The following is a 19,167-nucleotide window of genomic DNA, read 5'->3' as shown; positions in this document are numbered from 1 at the left end:
TGTTGAAGACCACGATGTCCTGGCCCTTGACGTCCTCCAGGCCATCGACGATGGCCCTTTGCAGTTTCTGGATGTCTTTCTTCGCGGCGGATTCGCTGGTCATGAAGCGGTCTGGTAGAGGTGGTGCTGTGAAATATAGCTTGCGACCGCGTCCGGGACCAACAGGTCCAGCGGCGGTCCCTCGGCCGGGTCGGCGGCGAGTTTGGCGCGCAGCGCGGTGGCGCTGATGTGCTGCAGCGGCATGCGCAGCGGCACGAAAGGCAGGTCGACGCGGCTGAGGTCGATGAGCGGCGCGTCGCCGCGCAGGGCCTGGGCGCCAATGTCGGTGGGTCGGTTGGCCACCGCCAGGGTGGCCAGCGACAGCACCTCCTCCCAGCGCACCCAGGACTTGAAGGCGAGCAACTGGTCGGCGCCGAGCACCAGGTACAGCGTGGCCTGCGGGTACTCGGCGCGCAGTTCCGCCAGCGTGTCGGCGGTGTAGCTGGGGCCCTGGCGCTCGGTCTCGCGACGGTCGATGCGCACGCGCGGCAGGTCGCCGAAGGCGCGCTCGCACATGGCGATGCGGTGGTGCGCGGGCGACAGCGTGCGCGCCTTGTGCCAGGCCTGGCCGGTGGGCATCACGTGCAGCGCGTCCAGTTGCAGCTGTTCCAGCGCGGCCTGGGCCAGCGCGCGGTGCGCGGTGTGCGGCGGATCGAAGGCGCCGCCGAACATGCCGACGCGCTGGAGCGGAGCACCGGAACCGGCCATCAGACCCAGTCCCGGCGCACCAGGAAGTCGCGGTAGAGCCGGTCCTCGGGCGTGCCCTTCTTCGTCTGGCGGTTGTAGGCCCAGCTCACCAGCGGCGGCATGGACAGCAGGATGGACTCGCTGCGCCCGCCGGACTGCAGGCCGAAGTGCGTGCCCCGGTCCCACACCAGGTTGAACTCCACGTAGCGGCCGCGCCGGTAGAGCTGGAAGCTGCGCTCGCGCTCGCCATACGCGGTGTTCTTGCGCTGATCGACGATGGGCAGGTAGGCGTCGAGGAAGGCGTCGCCCACCGAACTCATCATGGCGAAGCTGCCGTCGAAGCCGAGTTCGGAGAAATCGTCGAAGAAGACGCCGCCGACGCCGCGCTGCTCGTCGCGGTGCTTCAGGTAGAAGTACTCGTCGCACCAGCGCTTGAAGCGCGGGTACTTGTCGACGCCGAAGGGGTCGAGCGCGGCCTTGCAGGCGCGGTGGAAATGCCGCGCGTCGTCCTCGAAACCATAGTACGGCGTGAGGTCCATGCCGCCGCCGAACCAGCACACCGGCGCGCCGCCCTTGGGCGTGGCGGCGATCATGCGCACGTTCATGTGCACCGTCGGCACGTAGGGGTTGCGCGGGTGGAAGACCAGCGACACGCCCATGGCCTCGAAGGGCGCGCCGGCCAGTTCGGGCCGGTGCTGGGTGGCCGAGGGTGGCAGCTGGCGCCCGCGCACGTGCGAGAAGCCGCAGCCCGCGCGCTCGAACACCGGGCCGTCTTCCAGGATCTGGGTGATGCCGCTGCCCTGCAGCTTCTCGCCGGGCTTTTTCTTCCAGCGGTCCACCACGAACTGGCCGCCGTCGACCAGGGCCACGGTGGAGGTGATCCGCTCCTGCAGATCGACGAGGTATTCGCGGACGTTGGCGATCGGGTTGTCGGACATGCTCACACCGTATCAGTCTTGGGCAGGGCTTGCACCGGGCTGGCCTGCGCGGGGCGCAGGCCGCGCACCCCGGCGAAGGCCTCGGCCAGGCAGGCATAGTCGCGCGCGGCGTCGCCGCTCAGGCGCACAAAGCCACACACCCTCACCTCCCGCCGACTGTAATCCAGGGCCACCAGCGCCAGCGGCACGCCGGCGTCCAGCGCCACGCGGTAGAAGCCGCTGCGCCAGCCCGGCGTGCGCCGGCGCGTGCCCTCGGGCGAGAGCGCCAGCCACAGCAGTTCGCCGCGCGCCACGGCCTCGCGCATGGTGTGCACCATGGCGCCCACGGCGCCGCGCGGCGAGCGGCGTTCGATGGGAATGCCGCCGAGCCAGCGCAGCCAGCGGCCGAACAGCGGCACGTCGAACAGCGTGTCCTTGCCCCAGAAGCGCACCGGAATGCCGATGGCCCATTTGGCCAGCACGCCCACCACGAAGTCCCAGTTGCTGGTGTGGGGGTAGACGATGGCGACGCCCTGGCGGCCCGGGAAGCCGTCCTCGACGACGCGCCAGCCCGCCAGGCGCAGCAGCGCGCGCGCCAGGCGGGAGCCGCGAAAGCGCACCGCGTGGGGTGGCGGCAGCGGGACGGGCCCGCGCGGATCCGGGGCGATCAAAGCGCGCGGAAACCGATGTCGCGGCGGCATTGCATGCCGTCGAAGGCGATCGCGTCGACCACCTCATAGGCGCGGCGCTGCGCCTGCGCGACCGAGTCGGCCAGCGCGGTGACGCACAGCACGCGCCCGCCCGACACCCGCACCGCCGCGCCGTCCTGGGCGGTGCCGGCGTGGAACACCATGCGGTCGGCCTCGTCGGCGGGCAGGCCGGTGATGGCGTCGCCCTTGCGCGGGTCCAGCGGGTAGCCGGCCGCGGCCATCACGACGCCCAGCGCGACGCGCGGGTCCCAATCGAGTTGCACGCGATCGAGTTCGCCGCGCGTGGCGGCCAGCAGCACCTGCGCGAAGTTGCTGCGCAGCCGCATCATGATGGGCTGCGTTTCGGGGTCGCCCATGCGGCAGTTGAACTCCAGGGTCTTGACCGCGCCGTCGGGCGTGACCATGAGGCCCGCGTAGAGGAAGCCGGTGTAGGGAATGCCGTCGGCCTTCATGCCGCGCAGCGTGGGCAGGATCACCTCGTCCATGGCGCGTCGGTGCACCTCGGGCGTGACCACCGGCGCGGGGGAGTACGCGCCCATGCCGCCGGTGTTGGGGCCCTGGTCGGCGTCCTTCAGGCGCTTGTGGTCCTGGCTGGTGGCCAGCGCCAGGGCGTGCTCGCCGTCGCACAGCACGATGAAGCTGGCTTCCTCGCCCTGCAGGAACTCTTCGATGACGACGCGCGCGCCGCCTTCGTTGTGGGCCACGCCGAGCTTGTTATCCAGCAGCATGAAGTCGATGGCCTCGTGCGCCTCGGCCGCCGTCATGGCCACCACCACGCCCTTGCCGGCCGCCAGCCCGTCGGCCTTGACGACGATGGGCGCGCCCTTTGCGTCGACGTAAGCGTGGGCCTGGACCGGATCGGTGAAGGCCTGGTACTCGGCCGTGGGGATGCCGTGGCGCTGCATGAAGGCCTTGCTGAAGGCCTTGGAGCTTTCCAGCTGCGCGGCCTGGCGCGTGGGGCCGAAGATGGCCAGGCCGTGCGCGCGGAACTCGTCCACCACGCCCGCCGCCAGCGGCGCCTCGGGCCCCACCACGGTGAGCGCCACCCCATGGGCCTGCACCCATTCGCGCAGCGCCACCTTGTCGGTGATGGGCAGGTTGGTGAGCTGCGGGTCGCGCGCGGTGCCGGCGTTGCCCGGGGCCACGACCACCTGGTCCACGCCCTCGGACTGCTTCAGGCGCCAGGCGAGCGCGTGTTCGCGGCCACCGCCGCCGATGACAAGAACCTTCATTCCGAGATTTCAGCGTTGTGGTAGACGTTCTGCACGTCGTCCAGGTCTTCCAGGATGTCCAGCAGCTTCTGCATGCGCGCGGCGTCTTCGCCGGCCAGAGCCACGGTGTTTTCGGCGCGCATGGTCACCTCGGCGATCTCGGGCTTGAGACCCTTGGCTTCGAGCGCGTCCTTCACGGCCTCGAAGTCGCCCGGCGCGGTCAGCACCTCGATGGCGCCGTCCTCGTCGGTGATGACGTCCTCGGCGCCAGCCTCCAAAGCCACCTCCATCACCGCGTCTTCCGAGGTGCCGGGCGCGAAGATGAGCTGGCCGCAGTGCTTGAACTGGAAGGCCACCGAGCCTTCGGTGCCCAGGTTGCCGCCGTACTTGCTGAAGGCGTGGCGCACCTCGGCCACGGTGCGCACGCGGTTGTCGGTCATGGTGTCCAGGATCACCGCCGCGCCACCGATGCCATAGCCCTCGTAGCGGATTTCCTCCAGCGACAGGCCTTCCAGCGTGCCCGAGGCCTTGTCCACGTTGTACTTGATGCGGTCGGCCGGCATGTTGGCCGCCTTGGCCTTCTCGATGGCCAGGCGCAGGCGCGGGTTCATGGCGGGGTCGCCGCCGCCGCTGCGCGCGGCCACCGTGATTTCACGGATCACGCGGGTCCAGATCTTCCCCCGCTTCTCGTCCTGGCGCCCCTTGCGGTGCTGGATGTTCGCCCATTTGCTGTGTCCGGCCATGGGAAGTCCTCGAAATGCCTGCTGGCTTTGATCTAATGAGCCCGCGATTTTACGATTGCGCCCCTTCCCGTCCCTTTGCGTCCCGCCCACCCCCTCAGGACCCCGCCATGGCCGACCCCCTGCTGATCGCCAAGAACGCCCACACCACCTGCCAGCTGCTGCCCGGCCTGGCCAACCGCCACGGCCTCATCACCGGCGCCACCGGCACGGGCAAGACGGTGACGCTGCAGGCCATGGCCGAAGGCTTCTCGCGCATCGGCGTGCCGGTGTTCATGGCCGACGTCAAGGGCGACCTGTGCGGCATCAGCCAGACCGGCAAGATCGGCGAGAAGATGGCCGGCGTGCTGGCCGAGCGCGGCATCGAGCTGCCCCAGCCCACCGAATGCCCCACCACGCTGTGGGACGTGTTCGGCGAACAGGGCCACCCCGTGCGCGCCACCATCAGCGACATGGGCCCGCTGCTGCTGGCGCGCATGCTCAACCTGAACGACACGCAGTCCGGCGTGTTGAACCTGATCTTCAAGATCGCCGACGACAACGGCCTGCTGCTGCTCGACATGAAGGACCTGCGGGCCATGCTGCAGCACGTGGGCGACAACGCCAAGCAGTTCACCACCGAGTACGGCAACATCAGCGCCGCCTCCATCGGCGCCATCCAGCGCGGGCTCATGCAGGTCGAATCGCAGGGCGGCGACAAGTTCTTCGGCGAGCCCATGCTCGACATCGCCGACTTCATGCAGACCGTGGACGGCAAGGGGGTGATCAACATCCTGGCGGCCGACAGGCTGCTCAACGCGCCGCGCCTGTACGCCACCTTCCTGCTGTGGATGCTCTCGGAGCTGTTCGAGACCCTGCCCGAGATCGGTGACCCCGACAAGCCCAAGCTGGTGTTCTTCTTCGACGAGGCGCACCTGCTGTTCGACGAGGCACCCAAAGCGCTGGTCGAGCGCATCGAGCTCGTGGTGCGCCTGGTGCGCTCCAAGGGCGTGGGCGTGTACTTCGTGACGCAGAACCCGCTGGACATCCCCGACAGCGTGCTCGGCCAGCTCGGCAACCGCGTGCAGCACGCGCTGCGCGCTTTCACGCCGCGCGACCAGAAGGCGGTGAAGTCCACCGCCCAGACCATGCGGCCCAAGGCCGGCCTGGACATCGAGGCCGCCATCACCGAACTCGCCGTGGGCGAAGCCCTGGTGAGCTTTCTCGACCCCAAGGGCCGCCCTTGCGAGACCGAGCGCGCCTACGTGGTGCCGCCAGGCAGCCAGATCGGCCCCATCACGCCCGAGCAGCGGCGCGCGCTGATCCAGGGCTCGCTGGTGGCTGGCACCTACGAAAAGCTGGTGGACCGCGAGAGCGCGTTCGAGATCTTCCGCGGCCGCGCCGGCGGTCGCGGCGAAGAAGCGGCCGAGGCGCCCGAGGGCAAGCCCGCCGTCAAGACCCCGCGCATCCCGGGCGCGGCCAAGGACGCGCCGGCCGCGGAAGAAAAAAGCGTGATCAACGAGGTGCTGTTCGGCCGCACGGGCCCGCGCGGCGGCCAGTACGACGGCCTGGTGCAGACCATGGCCAAAACCGCCGCGCGCACCGTGGCCAGCGGCCTGGGCCGCCAGATCCTGCGCGGGGTGCTGGGCGGGCTGCTGGGCGGCAAGCGCTGAAGCGAACCCGGGCCCCTCGACCCGCCACGCGTTCGGAGCGAAAGCCCGCCCGTGCCGCACACGCCCACCCCGGCACCGCAGGCTGGGCCCGCCCTGCCCCGCGCCATCTGGGTGCTGGGCTTCGTCAGCCTGCTCATGGACATTTCTTCGGAGATGGTCCACAGCCTGCTGCCGATCTTTCTCGTGGGCTCGCTGGGCGTGAGCGTGCTGGTGGTGGGCCTGATAGAGGGCGTGGCCGAATCGACGGCGCTCATCGTCAAGGTCTTCTCTGGCGTGCTGAGCGACCATTTCCGGCGCCGCAAGTGGCTCGCCGTGGTCGGCTACGGCCTGGGCGCACTCACCAAGCCGGCCTTCGCGCTGGCGCAGGGCGCCGGTGTGGTGGTCACGGCGCGTTTCGTCGACCGCATCGGCAAAGGCATACGTGGCGCGCCGCGCGACGCCCTGGTGGCCGACCTGGTGCCGCCCGAACAGCGCGGCGCGGCCTACGGCCTGCGCCAGTCGCTCGACACGGTGGGGGCCTTTGTCGGCCCGCTGCTGGCCACCGTGCTCATGGTCCTGCTGGCCAACGATTTCCGCGCCGTGTTCTGGTTCGCCGTGATCCCGGGCGTGCTCGCCGTGCTGCTGCTCATCGTGGGCGTGCGCGAGCCCGCGCAGCCGCCGGGCACCGCCGGCCGTGGCAGCCCCATCCGGCGCGAGGCCTTGCGGCGGCTCGCCGGCCCCTACTGGAGCGTGGTGATCATCGGCGCGGTCTTCACGCTGGCGCGCTTCAGCGAGGCCTTCCTGGTGCTGCGTGCGCAGCAGCTCGGCGTGGCAGCGTCCCTGGTGCCGCTGGTCATGGTGGCGATGAACGCGATCTATGCCCTCAGCGCGTACCCCTTCGGCAAGCTCTCGGACTCGATGAGCCACACCCGGCTGCTGGCCTGGGGCCTGGCGGTGCTGATGGTCGCCGATGTGGTGCTGGCCTTCGCGCCAGGATGGCCGACCCTGCTGCTGGGCGTGGCGCTGTGGGGTCTGCACATGGGCATGACGCAGGGCCTGCTGGCGGCGATGGTGGCCGACACCGCGCCGGCCGATCTGCGTGGCACGGCCTTTGGCCTGTTCAACCTGATGAGCGGGATCGCGATGCTGCTGGCCAGCGCCATCGCCGGCCTGCTGTGGGAGCAGCTCGGCTCGCAGGCCACTTTCCTGGGCGGCGCCGGCTTCGCGCTGCTGTGTGGCCTGGGCCTGCTGCTGAACCGTCGCCGCCGGCGCCCGGCCTAAAAGCGCAGACCCCCCAAAGAAAAGCCCGGCGGAGCCGGGCTTTTCTCTCGGGCGTTCGACACGCCGACGGTCCTTAGACCTCGGTTGCCTCTTCCGGCTTGGCCTTGCCCTCTTTCTTGGGCAGGGGCTGGATGTCCAGATCGACTTCCTGCGTTTCCTTGCCGTCTTCGCCGGTCTTGGTGACCAGGTCCACGGTGAGGCGACCGCCTTCGGTGAGGCGACCGAACAGCAACTCGTCGGCCAGCGCACGGCGGATCGTGTCCTGGATCAGGCGTTGCATCGGGCGCGCGCCCATGAGCGGGTCGAAGCCCTTCTTGGCCAGGTGCTGGCGCAGCGTGTCGGTGAAGGTGACCTCCACCTTCTTCTCGGCCAGTTGCGTTTCCAGCTGCAGCAGGAACTTGTCGACCACGCGCAGGATGATCTGCTCGTCCAGCGCCTTGAAGTTCACGATCGCGTCGAGGCGGTTGCGGAACTCGGGCGTGAACAGGCGCTTGATGTCGGCCATCTCGTCGCCGGCGGCGCGCGGGTTGGTGAAGCCGATGGTGGCCTTGTTCATGGTCTCGGCACCCGCGTTCGTGGTCATGATGATGATCACGTTGCGGAAGTCGGCCTTGCGTCCGTTGTTGTCGGTCAGCGTGCCGTGGTCCATCACCTGCAGCAGCACGTTGAAGATGTCCGGGTGCGCCTTCTCGATCTCGTCGAGCAGCAGCACGCAGTGCGGCTTCTTGGTGATGGCCTCGGTCAGCAGGCCGCCCTGGTCGAAGCCCACGTAGCCCGGAGGCGCGCCGATCAGTCGGCTCACCGCGTGGCGCTCCATGTACTCGGACATGTCGAAGCGGATCAGCTCGATGCCCATGATGTAGGCGAGCTGCTTGGCCGCTTCGGTCTTGCCCACGCCGGTGGGGCCGCTGAACAGGAAAGCGCCGATCGGTTTGTCGGCCTTGCCCAGGCCCGAGCGCGCCATCTTCACGCTGGCGGCGAGCACCTCCAGCGCCTTGTCCTGGCCAAACACCACGCTCTTGAGGTCGCGCTCCAGCGTCTGCAGCTTGCCGCGGTCGTCGTTGGACACGTTGGCGGGCGGGATGCGCGCGATCTTGGCCACGATCTCCTCGACCTCGGTCTTGGAGATGGTTTTCTTGCGCTTGGACGCCGGCAGGATGCGCTGCGCCGCGCCGGCCTCGTCGATCACGTCGATGGCCTTGTCGGGCAGGTGGCGGTCGTTGATGTACTTGGCCGACAGCTCGGCCGCGGCCTGCAGGGCCGCCACGGCGTACTTGACGTTGTGGTGCTCCTCGAAGCGCGATTTCAGGCCCTTGAGGATGTCCACGGTCTGCTCCACCGTCGGCTCGACCACGTCGACCTTCTGGAAGCGCCGCGACAGCGCCGCGTCCTTCTCGAAAATGCCGCGGTACTCGGCGAAGGTGGTCGCGCCGATGCACTTGAGCTGGCCGCTGGAGAGCGCCGGCTTGAGCAGGTTGGACGCGTCCAGCGTGCCGCCCGAGGCCGCGCCGGCCCCGATCAGGGTGTGGATCTCGTCGATGAACAGGATGGCATTGGGCTTGTCCTTGAGCGACTTGAGCACGCCTTTGAGGCGCTGCTCGAAATCGCCGCGGTACTTGGTGCCGGCCAGCAGCGCGCCCATGTCCAGCGAATACACGTTGGACTCGGCCAGGATCTCCGGCACATCGCCTTGGGTGATGCGCCAGGCCAGGCCCTCGGCGATGGCGGTCTTGCCCACGCCGGCCTCACCCACCAGCAGCGGGTTGTTCTTGCGGCGGCGGCACAGGATCTGGATCACGCGCTCGACCTCGTACTCGCGGCCGATGAGCGGGTCGATCTTGCCGTCCTTGGCCATCTGGTTCAGGTTCTGGGTGAACTGCTCCAGCGGCGAGGCCTTCTCGTTGCCCTTGGCTTCGGTGGCCTCCTCGTTCTCGGCGGCGCTCTCGTTCGACTTGGTCGGCTCGGGCGGGTCGCTCTTGCGGATGCCGTGGGCGATGAAGTTCACCACGTCCAGGCGGGTGACGCCCTGCTGGTGCAGGTAGTACACGGCGTGCGAGTCCTTTTCGCCAAAGATGGCGACCAGCACGTTGGCGCCGGTGACTTCCTTCTTGCCGTTGCCGGTGGACTGCACGTGCATGATGGCGCGCTGGATCACGCGCTGGAAACCCAGGGTGGGCTGGGTGTCGACCTCGTCGGTGCCGGCCACCTGCGGGGTGTTGTCCTTGATGAAGTTGGTCAAGGACTTGCGCAGGTCGTCGATGTTGGCCGAGCAGGCGCGCAAGACCTCGGCGGCGCTGGGGTTGTCGAGCAGGGCCAGCAGCAGGTGTTCCACCGTGATGAATTCGTGCCGCTGCTGCCTGGCCTCAACGAAGGCCATGTGCAAGCTGACTTCAAGTTCCTGGGCAATCATGTGGCACGTCCTTTGTGCTGGGGGTCAGAATACGCGTCCTGAGACGAATGTAGGCTCTAGATTGGGCGTTTGAACGCTTATTCAACAGGTTCGCTCAAGCATTGCAAGGGGTGTCCCGCCGAGCGGGCGGCCTGCAGCACCTGATCTACCTTGGTACTGGCCACGTCGCGCGAATACACGCCGCAAACCCCTTTTCCCTCCAGGTGAATCTTCAGCATGATCTGGGTGGCCGTTTCTCGGTCCTTGCTGAAGTACTCCTGGATGACCTGCACGACGAATTCCATGGGGGTGAAGTCGTCGTTGAGCAGCACCACCTGGTACATCTGGGGCGGCTGGACGCGCTGGGTGCGCCGTTCCAGCACGACCGCATCGTCGCTGCCCGTCGCGGGCGGGGCCGCCGGGGTCTCTGGTTTCTTGGGTATCTGCGAAGCCATGAATTTCATTCTAGCGAGCGCACCGCGCCCCCAATGGCATCCGGGACACCGACCATTGGCCGGGCGACGGATACCGCCAGGGGCTATTGTGCGATCAGGGCGTGCGGCCTAGGCGCCAAGCAGCGCACGCAAAACCGGTCCAATTCCGCCCATCGGGCGCTGGCGTCGCAGGCGCGGCTCAGGATTTCTGCCGGTCGCCGATCGCTTGGGCCAGTTCCGCCTTGCGCATGGTGGAGCGGCCCCGGATGCCCAGGGCGGTGGCGCGCCGGTACAACTCGGCCCGGGTGTGGCCGATGCCGTCGACGCCCCCGTAGGTCTCGCCCCGGTTGCGGCGGGCGGCCGAGCGCGGGCCGGCCGAGCGCGGGTCCGAGGGGCCTTTGCGTCGCTTGGCCACCCAGCGGTCGTCCACCTTTTCGAAGCCGTGCTTGAGCGTGGCGAAGGCGGTGCGGCTGGCGCGCTCGCCCGGGCCGTATTGCTGCTCGGCGCTCAGCAGGGTTTTGGCGTAGGTGCGCTGGGCCTTGGGGGAAGACCGCTCCAGCGTGGCGGGCAGATCGACAGCGGCATGGGACTTTTTCATGGGGACTCCTGCATCGCGGGTTCGAAGGGCCCGCGATGGTGGGGCGGCAAGGCCTGTGCCCGGCCGCCACGGTGGCAGAGCCGTGGCACAGGCACATGGCTTGCCGCCCGCGGGGCCCTTTCGTTCACCGGAGATCCCGCCATGCCCTCCCTTCATCGCCGCCGCGCCATCGCACTCGCCACCCTGCCCCTGCTCTCGCTGCCGTCCTGGGCGCAGACAGGCGCCGCGTCCCCCTCTCCCCCGGCCGCCGCGCGCGCCACCCGGGCCGACAGCGGCTTCATGGAACAGGCCGCGCAGAACGGCCACGCCGAGATCGAGGCCAGTCGCCTGGCCGTGCAGAAAGCCAGCGACCCGCAGGTCCAGCGCTTCGCGCAGACCATGGTGGAGGAGCACACCCGACTGGCCGAAGAACTCGCCGCCCTGGCCCGCGCCAAGGGCGTGGACCTGCCGCGCGAAGCCTCGATGCTGCAGCGGGGCCGGCTCAAGCTGCTGTCCACCTCGGCGGGCGATACCTTCAACCGCCGCTACGTCGAGACGTTCGGCATCGGCGCCCACGAAGACGCCATCAAGCTGTTCGACAAGGCCGCTGCCCGGGCCGACGACCCGGACGTCAAGGCCTTCGCTTCGCGCGGCCTGCCCGGCCTGCAGCGCCACCTCACGATGGCGAAGGAGCTGCCCCCGCCCAAGGGCAGCGCCTCCAAAGGTTCATGAGCGCCGGCCGGCGGCGTCGGCACCGCCACCCGCCGGGCCACTGGCCTGCGACAGGCCGCCGCGCTCCGGCTTCGCGGGTCGCGAAATGTCCTGCAAAGCCTGGGCGGCGTCGCCTGGGCCGGCCTTCACCGCCACGTCGCCCAGGGACAGCAGGCCCACCAGGCGCTTGTCGTGGTCCACCACCGGCAGGCGGCGGATTTGCGCGTCGCACATCAGCTGCGCGGCTTCTTCGATGGACTGGTCCTCGTAACACCACTGCACGTGCGGGCTCATCACCTCGCTCAGGGTGGTGCGCTCGGGCGCCAGGCCCTGGGCCAGGCCCCGCACCACGAGGTCGCGGTCGGTCACCATGCCGAGCAGGCGCTGGCCGTCGCACACGGGGATGGAGCCGATCTCCATCTCTTCCATGGCCTGCGCCGCCAGACGCAGGGTGTCTTGCGGCGACAGGGTGCGCACGCCACGGGTCATCACTTCGCTGACTTGGTTCATGGGTAGGTCCTTTCCAAAGGCTTGAGGGAGGGGGTTCCGGTCGCTGGCAAGCGGCGCGCCCAGGGCACGCCAGCCACCGGGCACGCCGTTTGCCAGCCCGGAGCCACCATGCCGCCCACGCCGCCGCCCGCCCTGCCACGCCCCTCGCCCGCCTATCGCCGGGTGGTGCGGATCGGGCCGCTGGAGGCAGACGACTGGGGTCGCCTGCCGGGCTGGGTCGAACTGAGGGGTGCCGACCGGCCCGCGCTCGCGCGGCTGGCGTTTTCTACCCTGGTGCTGCTGTGAAGCGGCCCAAGCCCCATGGACACCGTGCTGCGCGTCGCCGTCATCTGCCTGTTCGTGCTGGTCGGTCTGCGCATCCTGGGCAAGCGCGAATTCGGCCAGCTCGCGCCGCTGGAGTTGGTGTCGCTGCTGATGATGCATGCGCGTCACGCCCGACGAGGTGTTCACCGAGATGCACAAGGCCGGTCTGCAGCGGCTGCAGGACGTGAAGTGGGCCGTGCTGGAACCCGACGGCGGCATCGCGATCCTGGCCCGCGACCCATCCCCCGATCACCTTCCCCACCCGCGCGACGAGCGCAAGAAAGCGGTATGACTTCCATGCACACCCCCCCTCCACCGCCGGTGCAGCCCCCGGCGCCGCCGCCCCTCACCGACCCCGTACCGCCGCCGATGGGCGATCCGCCGCCGGCACCGCCGGTGCCCGGCCCGACCGAACCCCCGCCTCCGGCGGGCGACCACCTCAGCCGCGCGGCGGCCCACCCGCCCTGATCGCCTCCGGCGACGGCGGCCGGGTATCGAGCAGATCCACACTGGCGCCGGGGTCTTCCTCGCCCACCGCCGAGCGGGCCGCCCAGTCCGCGTCGCCCAGTGGCGCCGCCCGGGCCGCGGTATCGCGACCCGGCCTCGCCAGCAGGCCGGCCATCTGGCGCAGCGCGCGTTGCCACAGGGAGAGGGTCGGCCTTGTCCGTTCCATCGCAGCGTCCTTGTCGCATGGAGCCGGCGGCCGCGGCGAACGTTCCTTTCCCGGCGCCGGCACCGATGACCGGGCGCCCACGCTTTCTTCTGGATACGCACACCATGAACCAATGGCGCTACGGTAAGGAAATGTCGAATGCGCAACGTTATGCCATTGCCCTGGTGATCGCCGTGCTCGCCGGCGCGCTGCACTGGCTGCTGTGGCCGTCGGTGGGCGCTCTGCGGCCCTTCGTGTTCTACCTGCCGGCGGCCGCCGTGGCGGCCGCCGCGCTGGGCCCGGGGCCGGGCGTGCTCTTGCTGCTCGCCGGAGCCATCGGCACCGGCTGGCCCCTGGCCGCGCTGGACGCCTGGACCAGCCCCACCGGCGCCGACCCGATGCGCCTGGCGCTGTACCTGCTGCTGGGCGGGCTGTTGGTCGGCCTGGGGGGGTCACTGCGCAACACGCGGGCGCGCGCGGCGCTGGCGGAAGACCGGCTCTCCATGGCCATCGAAGGCACGGGGATCGGCGTGTTCGACATCGACCTCGCCGCCCGGACCGTGCGGGCCTCGCCCGTGCTGGCCCGGCTGGCCGGCGCGCCGGTGTCGAATGGGGCCGTGCCCCTGCATGACTGGACCGCGCGCATCCCGCCCCACCTGCTGGCCGACAGCCGCGAGCACATCATGCGCCGATTGAAAGAGGGCGCGGCCTACTACGAGCGCGAACTGAGCGTGCCCTCGGCCGACGGCGCGCCGCCCCGGCAGCTGCTGCTGCGCGTGCACGTCGTCTGGCGCGGCCAACGCGCGGTGCGCCTGCGCGGCGCCTGCGTGGACGTCACCGAGCGCAAACGCGTCGACGCCCAGCTGGAGGCCGCGCGCGAACAGCTCGGCCAGCAGGTCGATGACCTGAACCACCTGCACGAACTGAGCACGCAATTGCTGGAGACGCCGCAGCTCGCGCAGCAGCTGAACATGATCCTGGCCGCGCTGGCGCACTTCCATGGCGCGCGCCGTGGCATGGTCGCGCTGTGCGAGCCCGGCGCGGACGGCCTGCGCGTCGAGGCCAGCCTGGGCTTCGACGAGGCCGCGCTGGCCATGGCCGAGGGCCTGAGCACCGGCGCCTGCGCCGAGGCCTGCCGCCAGGGCGCGCGCGTGGTGGTGGCAGACACCCGCACCAGCGAAACCTTCAAGGCCTGCCGCGACTTCTTCGAGACCCAGGCGATCCGCGCGGTCCACAGCACGCCCCTGATCAGTTCCCAGGGCCAGGTGCTGGGGGCGATCACCGTGCACCTGGACGAATCGCGCCCACCCACCGAGCGCGAGCGCCGCCTGGCCGACATCTGCGCCCGCAAGGCCGCCATGTTCACCGAGCGCGCGCGCACCCGGGACGAGCTGCTCGCCACGCAGGGGCGCTTCGAGGCGGTGCTCACGTCTTCCGGCGCGCCCTTCGTCATCCTGCGGCCCGTGCGGCAGGGCGAGCGCATCGTCGACTTTCTGTGGGTCTACCTCAACCGCGCGGCCGCGCACGCGCTGGACTGCGCCCCGGGCGAGGTGGTGGGCCAGCGCGTGCTGCAGAACCCGAGCTGCCGCTGGATGGGGCACCCCGCCTTCAGCTACTGCGTCACCGCCATCGAATCGGCCAGCACCTGCGAGTTCGACGCCGTCGACCACGCGGGCGCCGAGCCGCGCTGGCTGCACTGCATCGCCTCGCCCATCCCCGACGGCCTGGGCGTGTGGTTCACCGACATCTCCGAGCGCATGCGCAACGAACAGCTGCTGCGCGACAGCGACCGCCGCAAGGACGAGTTCCTGGCCACGCTCGCGCACGAGCTGCGCAACCCGCTCGCGCCCATCCGCCAGGCCACGCTGCTGGCCATGTCGCCGCACGCCAGCGAGGAGCAGAAACGCTGGAGCTGCGAGGTCATCGACCGCCAGGTCTCGCACATGGCCCTGCTGCTGGACGACCTGCTCGACATCTCGCGCATCACGCGCGGCGCGCTGGCCCTGCGCCGCTCGCCCACCGACCTGGCCGGCGTGCTGGCCTCGGCGGTGGAGACGGCCCGCCCGCTGATCGACGCCAAGGGGCATCAGTTGCTGAGCTTCGTCGATCAGCGGCCCACCGTGTTCGACGCCGACCCCCTGCGCCTGGCGCAGGTGGTGGGCAACCTGCTCACCAACGCCGCCAAGTACACCGACCCGGGCGGCACCATCGAGTTGCACGCCGGCCAGCGAGGCGACGCCATCGTCATCGAGGTGCGCGACAACGGCATCGGCATTCCGCCCGAGTCCATCCCCGAGGCCTTCCGCATGTTCACCCAGCTGCACCACGCCGGCGAGCGCACCAGCGGTGGGCTGGGCATCGGCCTGGCCATGTCCAAGGGGCTGGTGGAGCTGCATGGCGGCACGCTCACGGCCGCCAGCGACGGCGCCGGCCGGGGCAGCGTGTTCACCGTCCGCCTGCCGGCGGGCCCGGCCTGTCTGCCGGCGCCGGCCGGGGATGGCGAGCCGGCCGAGCGCGAGCGGCGGCGCCTGCGCGTGCTCATCGCCGACGACAACCGCGACGCCTCCGACACCCTGGCCGCCCTGCTGCAGGCCGACGGCCATGAGGTGCACATGGCCTACGACGGCAACGAGGCCGTGGCCCAGTGGCGCGAGGAGCGCCCCGACGTCTGCCTGCTCGACATCGGCATGCCCGGGCGCACCGGCCACCAGGTGGCGCGCGAGATCCGCCGCTCGCCCGGGGGCGGGGACACGCTGCTGGTGGCCGTCACCGGCTGGAGCCAGCTGCACGACCGCGAACTCGCGCTGGAGGCCGGCTTCGACCTGCACCTGACCAAACCCGTGAGTCCGCTGCAGATCAGCCACCTGCTCGACCACCAGCGCAGGCCTGCGGCCTCGGCCGCCGCGCCGTGAGGCCGGCGATGCGCGCGGCCTGGTCCTTCCTGCGCGAGGTCTACGCCGCCTGGCGCGACGACGGCGCCACCAGCATGGGCGCGGCCATCGCCTACTACGCGCTGTTCTCCGCCGCCCCCCTGCTGTTGATCGCGGTCTCGGTGGCCGGCCTGTTCTTCGGCGAGCGGGCGGCCACCGGTGAACTCACGCACCGCCTGGCGCCCCTCATCGGCGAGGCCCCGGCGCGCTCGGTGCAATCCGTGCTGCAAGCCCTGCACCGGCCCGAGGCGGGTTGGGCGGGACTGGCCGGTGGCGCCGCCCTGCTGTTTGGCGCCACCACCGTGCTGGCCGAGCTGCAGTCCGCGCTGGACCGCATCTGGCGCAGCGAATCGCTGCCGCCGCCGCCCTGGTGGGTGGGCCTGCGCGCGCGGGCGCTCGCCGTGTTGGCCATACTGGCCTGCGGCCTGCTGCTGATGGGCTCCATCGCGCTGAGCGCGGCGCTGGCCGCGGCCGCCACCTGGTGGTGGCCCGCCTGGCTGGCGCCCGGACTGCCGGGGCTGGCCGAGGCCTTCAACTTCACCCTCAGCCTGGCCCTCATGACCGCCGTGTTCGCCGCGCTCTACAAAGGCATGCCGCGCCTGAGCCTGCCGTGGCGCGACATCTGGCTGGGCGCGGCCGTGGCGGCGCTGCTGTTCTCGCTCGGCAAGACCGCGCTGGGCTGGTACATCGGCGGCAGCGCCGTGCTCTCCGCCTTCGGCGCGGCGGCCTCGCTGGTGGCGCTGCTGATGTGGGTGTACTTCTGCGCCCAGGTCTTCCTCATCGGCGCCGAGTTCACCTGCGTGTCCGCGCGCCGGCGTGGGCAGCGCGGGCCACGGGGCGATTGAGCCGGGCCGCCGAGGGCCTCCAACGCCCGCCTCGACCGCCTGTCGGCCGGTCGCGTGTCACGGGGCGATGTCCGCGAGGCATCGGGCCGCGGGGGGCAAGCGGCGTGCCCGACGCGCTCACATATCGAAACAGACGCTGGCCCATGCGGCGCCCATGATGGCCGGTCCAGTCCCGTGACAACCAAGACCGACAGGGGGAACGCCACGAATGAACCATGTGCTGATCGTTGACGACGACACCGACTCCGCCACCACGCTGCGCGAACTCGTGCGCGCCGACCGCTTCTCGGTGGCCGTGGCCCACACCCTGCGCGACGCGCGCCGCCAGATCGCCCTGCAGCCGCCGGACCTGGTGCTGCTCGACCTGCAACTGCCCGATGGCAACGGCCTCGATCTGTTCTCCGACCCTCAGCTGATCAACGACTCCGACATCGTGCTCGTCACCGGCCACGCGAGCCTGGACTCGTCCATCGAAGCCATGCGCCGCGGCGCGGCCGACTACCTGGTCAAGCCCATCGCCATGCAGCAGCTGCAGCGCGTGCTCACGCGCTGCGGCGCCCGGCCCGCCAGCGAGGCCGCGCCGGCGCCGGCCCCCACGCCGCGCGACCCCGCCGCCGACGGCGGCCGCTTCGGCCTGCTGTGGGGCCAGAGCCCCGCCATGCGCCGGGTCTACGAACAGATCCACCGCGTCGCGCCCACCTCGGTCACGGTGCTGATCACCGGCGAAAGCGGCAGCGGCAAGGAGCTGGTGGCGCAGACCGTGCACGGCTTCAGCCGCCGCCACGCGGGCCCCTTCCTGGCGGTGAACTGCGGCGCCATCTCGCCCCACCTGATGGAAAGCGAGATCTTCGGCCACGAGAAAGGCAGTTTCACCGGCGCCGACCGTCAGCACCTGGGCTTCTTCGAGCGCGCCGGTGGTGGCACCCTGTTCCTCGACGAAATCACCGAGATGCCGCTGGACCTGCAGGTCAAGCTGCTGCGCGTGCTGGAAACCGGCCGCTTCATGCGCGTGGGCTCCACGCAGAGCATCCAGACCGACGTGCGCATCATCGCCGCCACCAACCGCGTCCCGCACGAGGCCGTGGCCCAGGGCAAGCTGCGCGAGGACCTGCTCTACCGCCTGGCGGTCTTCCCGATCGAACTGCCGCCGCTGCGCGAGCGCCTGGACGACGTGCCCCTGCTCGCGCGGCACTTCCTGGAAGACATCTCGCGCCGCGAAGGCGCGGTACGGCGCTTCGACGCCTCGGCCCTGCGCCAGCTCGCGGCCTACCCCTGGCCCGGCAACGTGCGCGAGTTGCGCAACGCCGTGCACCGCGCCTATGTGATGGCCGACGGCGAGTCCATCGACGCGCAGTGGCTGCCCCTGCCCGCCGCCGAAGCGGCCCCGGCCCTGCCCGGCCCCGGGGGCACACCCGCCATCACGCTGCCGGTCGGCGTATCGATGGCGCAGGCCGAGCGCCTGCTGATCGAGGCCACGTTGAACGCGTGCCAGCAGCAGAAGGAGCGCACGGCCGCCGTGCTGGGCATCAGCCTGAAGACGCTCTACAACCGGCTCAAGGAATACGCGGGCGAGCCACCGGCGCGGCCTTGAACGGGCTGCCCGGTGCGGGCGGCCCGGCCGCCCAAGCAGCGCGGGCCGCGCCCGTGCGATTCACTCCGCCATCGCCCGGGCCTGGTCGCGCAGCGCCCTCACCTGCGTGTGGTTGCGCTTGGCGCCTTCGTGCTGGCGCTCGACCACCACGCGCACATCGGGCGGCAGGTCCTTGGCCAGGGCCTCGCGGTAGCGTTCGATGGCCACGTCCTCGCCGCGCTCGGCTTCCTCGAGCATGGTGACGTCGCTGTAGCCGGCGAGCGTGCCCTTGACCGCGACCCAGCCGCGGTGCGCGGCACCGGCGACCGACCCACGATCCTGCGCGTTGCCACCCAGCTGCAGCACCAGGGCCTGCAGCTCGGAAGCCGCCTGGCGGCACTCCTCGGCGCGCGCCAGGAACAGGCGCTGCAGTTCGGCGGCGTGCAGGTGCTCGCCCGTGCTGCGGAAGCCGAACTCGCCGTCCTTGCAGGTTTCAATCAGGTCGTTCAGGCAGTTGATCAGTGCTTTCTGGTCCATGGTGGTGTGTCCTCGAAGGGGTTGAACAAGGTCACGCGCGCAGTCGCGGTGCGCGACACGCTCATGGGGCACATGGCGTGCCCGCCCCCGGCGCGGCAGGCCGCCCCTCCGCCGACGCCGGCCGCAGCGCCGCCATCAGCACCGCTGGCGCGCAAGGCTTGCGCAGCACGGGGAAGTTCTCCCCCTCGGCCAGCGCGTCGCCCTGCGCGCTGATCAGCACCACGCGCACGCCGGGCCAGCGCCGGCGCACGGTGCGCGCCAGGCCCAGGCCGTCGAGTGCGCCGGGCATGGTCAGATCGGTCAGCAGCACGTCCACGGCCGGCCCGCGCTCCAGCCGCTCCAGTGCCTGGGCGGCGTGCGCGGCGCGCTCCACGCGCGCGCCCATGCTTTCAATGAGCGCCACCGTCACGTCGCCGAGCGCGTCGTTGTCCTCGGCCAGCAGCACGCGGGCGCGCAGCGGCGCCAGCCCGTCGCCACCCGCCGCGGTCTTCAG

General features: G+C 70.6%; 20 protein-coding genes and 1 pseudogene. 8 read left to right on the top strand and 13 right to left on the bottom strand.

Annotated features, from left to right (window positions below; genetic code table 11):
- The 6 genes and pseudogenes from BGO22_RS10935 to BGO22_RS10910 form a co-directional block, all read right to left on the bottom strand.
- Window positions 1–103 (bottom strand): annotated as a pseudogene (locus BGO22_RS10935) (ribosome silencing factor); the annotation flags it as partial.
- Window positions 100–747 carry a nicotinate (nicotinamide) nucleotide adenylyltransferase gene (gene nadD / locus BGO22_RS10930; protein ID WP_070398307.1) on the bottom strand — a complete coding sequence of 216 codons (648 nt, stop codon included), beginning with the start codon at window positions 745–747 and terminating at the stop codon, window positions 100–102. The gene nadD and the pseudogene BGO22_RS10935, both read right to left, overlap by 4 nt.
- Window positions 747–1,664, bottom strand: coding sequence for an oxygen-dependent coproporphyrinogen oxidase (gene hemF, locus BGO22_RS10925; RefSeq protein ID WP_070398306.1), 918 nt, complete (start codon window positions 1,662–1,664; stop codon window positions 747–749). The genes nadD and hemF overlap by 1 nt, the downstream gene beginning before the upstream one ends.
- A 2-nt stretch (window positions 1,665–1,666) precedes the next feature.
- Window positions 1,667–2,263, bottom strand: coding sequence for a 1-acyl-sn-glycerol-3-phosphate acyltransferase (locus BGO22_RS10920; protein WP_239478138.1), 597 nt, complete (start codon window positions 2,261–2,263; stop codon window positions 1,667–1,669).
- A 47-nt stretch (window positions 2,264–2,310) separates the two neighbouring features.
- The gene (gene purD / locus BGO22_RS10915; RefSeq protein ID WP_070398305.1) at window positions 2,311–3,585 is read right to left on the bottom strand and encodes a phosphoribosylamine--glycine ligase; all 1,275 of its coding nucleotides are present in this window, start codon (window positions 3,583–3,585) and stop codon (window positions 2,311–2,313) included.
- Entirely contained in the window at window positions 3,582–4,307 is a 726-nt protein-coding gene (locus BGO22_RS10910; protein WP_070398304.1) for a YebC/PmpR family DNA-binding transcriptional regulator, read from the bottom strand. The genes purD and BGO22_RS10910 overlap by 4 nt, the downstream gene beginning before the upstream one ends.
- Before the next feature lie 107 nt (window positions 4,308–4,414).
- Between BGO22_RS10910 and BGO22_RS10905 the strand changes: the two genes are divergently transcribed.
- Both BGO22_RS10905 and BGO22_RS10900 read left to right on the top strand, forming a co-directional pair.
- Entirely contained in the window at window positions 4,415–5,956 is a 1,542-nt protein-coding gene (locus BGO22_RS10905) for a helicase HerA-like domain-containing protein (RefSeq protein ID WP_070398303.1), read from the top strand.
- Window positions 5,957–6,007: 51 nt separating this feature from the next.
- Window positions 6,008–7,216, top strand: a complete 1,209-nt coding sequence (locus tag BGO22_RS10900; RefSeq protein ID WP_070398302.1) for an MFS transporter — start codon at window positions 6,008–6,010, stop codon at window positions 7,214–7,216.
- 73 nt (window positions 7,217–7,289) lie between these two features.
- Here the strand turns inward: BGO22_RS10900 and clpA are convergent, their stop codons facing one another.
- The 3 genes from clpA to BGO22_RS10885 form a co-directional block, all read right to left on the bottom strand.
- Window positions 7,290–9,626, bottom strand: a complete 2,337-nt coding sequence (gene clpA / locus BGO22_RS10895) for an ATP-dependent Clp protease ATP-binding subunit ClpA (RefSeq protein ID WP_070398301.1) — start codon at window positions 9,624–9,626, stop codon at window positions 7,290–7,292.
- Window positions 9,627–9,703: 77 nt separating this feature from the next.
- Window positions 9,704–10,060 (bottom strand): ATP-dependent Clp protease adapter ClpS, encoded by a 357-nt coding sequence (gene clpS / locus BGO22_RS10890; RefSeq protein ID WP_070398300.1) that lies wholly within the window; start codon window positions 10,058–10,060, stop codon window positions 9,704–9,706.
- A gap of 178 nt (window positions 10,061–10,238) precedes the next feature.
- Window positions 10,239–10,637 carry a ChaB family protein gene (locus tag BGO22_RS10885; protein WP_070398299.1) on the bottom strand — a complete coding sequence of 133 codons (399 nt, stop codon included), beginning with the start codon at window positions 10,635–10,637 and terminating at the stop codon, window positions 10,239–10,241.
- Between the two features lie 141 nt (window positions 10,638–10,778).
- Here BGO22_RS10885 and BGO22_RS10880 point away from each other — a divergent pair, with 141 nt between their 5' ends.
- The gene (locus BGO22_RS10880; protein WP_070398298.1) at window positions 10,779–11,348 is read left to right on the top strand and encodes a DUF4142 domain-containing protein; all 570 of its coding nucleotides are present in this window, start codon (window positions 10,779–10,781) and stop codon (window positions 11,346–11,348) included.
- On the opposite strand, the gene BGO22_RS10875 is transcribed toward BGO22_RS10880, so the two are convergent.
- The gene (locus BGO22_RS10875) at window positions 11,343–11,837 is read right to left on the bottom strand and encodes a CBS domain-containing protein (RefSeq protein ID WP_070398297.1); all 495 of its coding nucleotides are present in this window, start codon (window positions 11,835–11,837) and stop codon (window positions 11,343–11,345) included. The two genes, BGO22_RS10880 and BGO22_RS10875, sit on opposite strands and share 6 nt — an antisense overlap.
- A 108-nt stretch (window positions 11,838–11,945) precedes the next feature.
- Between BGO22_RS10875 and BGO22_RS10870 the strand changes: the two genes are divergently transcribed.
- Together BGO22_RS10870 and BGO22_RS10865 are read left to right on the top strand one after the other, a co-directional pair.
- Window positions 11,946–12,122, top strand: coding sequence for a hypothetical protein (locus BGO22_RS10870; RefSeq protein ID WP_175442807.1), 177 nt, complete (start codon window positions 11,946–11,948; stop codon window positions 12,120–12,122).
- Window positions 12,123–12,258: 136 nt separating this feature from the next.
- Entirely contained in the window at window positions 12,259–12,432 is a 174-nt protein-coding gene (locus tag BGO22_RS10865) for a YetF domain-containing protein (RefSeq protein ID WP_139146968.1), read from the top strand.
- A 147-nt stretch (window positions 12,433–12,579) separates the two neighbouring features.
- Here BGO22_RS10865 and BGO22_RS10860 read toward each other — a convergent pair whose 3' ends face one another.
- On the bottom strand, window positions 12,580–12,762 hold the full coding sequence (locus BGO22_RS10860) for a hypothetical protein (RefSeq protein WP_286850830.1): 183 nt from the start codon (window positions 12,760–12,762) through the stop codon (window positions 12,580–12,582).
- A gap of 155 nt (window positions 12,763–12,917) precedes the next feature.
- On the opposite strand from BGO22_RS10860, the gene BGO22_RS10855 reads away from it, so the two are divergent.
- From BGO22_RS10855 to BGO22_RS10845, 3 genes are all read left to right on the top strand, one after another.
- Entirely contained in the window at window positions 12,918–15,704 is a 2,787-nt protein-coding gene (locus tag BGO22_RS10855; protein WP_070398295.1) for a hybrid sensor histidine kinase/response regulator, read from the top strand.
- A complete protein-coding gene (locus BGO22_RS10850) occupies window positions 15,701–16,567 on the top strand; it encodes a YihY/virulence factor BrkB family protein (protein ID WP_175442806.1) in 867 nt (288 codons plus the stop codon). The genes BGO22_RS10855 and BGO22_RS10850 overlap by 4 nt, the downstream gene beginning before the upstream one ends.
- Before the next feature lie 208 nt (window positions 16,568–16,775).
- Entirely contained in the window at window positions 16,776–18,158 is a 1,383-nt protein-coding gene (locus tag BGO22_RS10845; protein WP_070398293.1) for a sigma-54-dependent transcriptional regulator, read from the top strand.
- A gap of 60 nt (window positions 18,159–18,218) precedes the next feature.
- Here the strand turns inward: BGO22_RS10845 and BGO22_RS10840 are convergent, their stop codons facing one another.
- Both BGO22_RS10840 and BGO22_RS10835 read right to left on the bottom strand, forming a co-directional pair.
- A complete protein-coding gene (locus BGO22_RS10840; RefSeq protein WP_070398292.1) occupies window positions 18,219–18,674 on the bottom strand; it encodes a PA2169 family four-helix-bundle protein in 456 nt (151 codons plus the stop codon).
- Between the two features lie 61 nt (window positions 18,675–18,735).
- A partial coding sequence (locus BGO22_RS10835; RefSeq protein WP_286850827.1) for a response regulator occupies window positions 18,736–19,167 on the bottom strand: 432 nt, incomplete at its 5' end.

Origin of the sequence: Hydrogenophaga sp. 70-12 (assembly GCF_001897365.1) — a bacterium.
GTDB lineage: Bacteria > Pseudomonadota > Gammaproteobacteria > Burkholderiales > Burkholderiaceae_C > Hydrogenophaga > Hydrogenophaga borbori.
This window is presented reverse-complemented; position numbering and strand designations above follow the sequence as displayed.

Coding starts and splice junctions, on each gene's coding strand:
- nadD (WP_070398307.1), bottom strand. CDS start 747: ATGGCCGGTTCCGGTGCTCCGCTCCAGCGCGTCGGCATGTTCGGCGGC.
- hemF (WP_070398306.1), bottom strand. CDS start 1,664: ATGTCCGACAACCCGATCGCCAACGTCCGCGAATACCTCGTCGATCTG.
- purD (WP_070398305.1), bottom strand. CDS start 3,585: ATGAAGGTTCTTGTCATCGGCGGCGGTGGCCGCGAACACGCGCTCGCC.
- BGO22_RS10910 (WP_070398304.1), bottom strand. CDS start 4,307: ATGGCCGGACACAGCAAATGGGCGAACATCCAGCACCGCAAGGGGCGC.
- BGO22_RS10905 (WP_070398303.1), top strand. CDS start 4,415: ATGGCCGACCCCCTGCTGATCGCCAAGAACGCCCACACCACCTGCCAG.
- clpA (WP_070398301.1), bottom strand. CDS start 9,626: ATGATTGCCCAGGAACTTGAAGTCAGCTTGCACATGGCCTTCGTTGAG.
- clpS (WP_070398300.1), bottom strand. CDS start 10,060: ATGGCTTCGCAGATACCCAAGAAACCAGAGACCCCGGCGGCCCCGCCC.
- BGO22_RS10885 (WP_070398299.1), bottom strand. CDS start 10,637: ATGAAAAAGTCCCATGCCGCTGTCGATCTGCCCGCCACGCTGGAGCGG.
- BGO22_RS10880 (WP_070398298.1), top strand. CDS start 10,779: ATGCCCTCCCTTCATCGCCGCCGCGCCATCGCACTCGCCACCCTGCCC.
- BGO22_RS10875 (WP_070398297.1), bottom strand. CDS start 11,837: ATGAACCAAGTCAGCGAAGTGATGACCCGTGGCGTGCGCACCCTGTCG.
- BGO22_RS10870 (WP_175442807.1), top strand. CDS start 11,946: ATGCCGCCCACGCCGCCGCCCGCCCTGCCACGCCCCTCGCCCGCCTAT.
- BGO22_RS10865 (WP_139146968.1), top strand. CDS start 12,259: ATGCGCGTCACGCCCGACGAGGTGTTCACCGAGATGCACAAGGCCGGT.
- BGO22_RS10860 (WP_286850830.1), bottom strand. CDS start 12,762: ATGGCCGGCCTGCTGGCGAGGCCGGGTCGCGATACCGCGGCCCGGGCG.
- BGO22_RS10855 (WP_070398295.1), top strand. CDS start 12,918: ATGAACCAATGGCGCTACGGTAAGGAAATGTCGAATGCGCAACGTTAT.
- BGO22_RS10845 (WP_070398293.1), top strand. CDS start 16,776: ATGAACCATGTGCTGATCGTTGACGACGACACCGACTCCGCCACCACG.
- BGO22_RS10840 (WP_070398292.1), bottom strand. CDS start 18,674: ATGGACCAGAAAGCACTGATCAACTGCCTGAACGACCTGATTGAAACC.